The organism is Neoluteolibacter marinus (assembly GCF_014904755.1).
In the GTDB taxonomy this organism is placed as follows: Bacteria; Verrucomicrobiota; Verrucomicrobiia; order Verrucomicrobiales; family Akkermansiaceae; genus Haloferula; species Haloferula marina.
Genome location: NZ_JACZFQ010000178.1, coordinates 1 through 555 on the forward strand (window position 1 = coordinate 1; position 555 = coordinate 555).

General features: G+C 51.9%; 1 pseudogene. It reads right to left on the reverse strand.

From position 1 onward, the window contains the following. Positions 1–467: pseudogene (locus IG178_RS24385) on the reverse strand (hypothetical protein); the annotation flags it as partial. Between the last annotated feature and the right edge of the window lie 88 nt (positions 468–555).

Consider the following 555-nt stretch of genomic DNA (forward strand, 5'->3'; position numbering starts at 1 on the left):
AGAGTTTCTATTGCCTCATTTAGGACGGCTTGATAGACGCTCCAAACGAATATACTTTCCTCAGCTCGTGAAATCTTAATGCTGTCCAGCGAATCATCACCTCCCGTTTGGACACCAAAGCTAACCTCGCCATTTATGAGGTCGATTCGCGGTTCAATGCGCCCGCTAGTGTATGCTCGAAAATTGTCGATGATTGCACCGTCAAGGCCTTGCTCTATTACAGATTCGAATAGACCTGACCCCAAATCTACCTTGAGCACGAAACGCTCATTGTCCCAAGTGAATTCGTCTTCAATGAACGAGTTGTAGAGGACGACTCCCTCTGGATCGCGATCCTTAAGATGCTGCGCCAGCCGAGTTTTACCGACCGAGTTCGGAGCGTAAATTAGGGCGGTACGCGAGTCAGCGATGTCTCGCAATACCTCCTCGGCTAAGCTCGCGACTGTTTTATGGGCAGCAACAGCCATCTACGCCGCCTCCTTGAAGGTGAGGAGACAGTCACGGTAGTAGTCGAACTGCTTGCGGCGAGCGGCGAGCTCGGCAGGAAGGCCGATG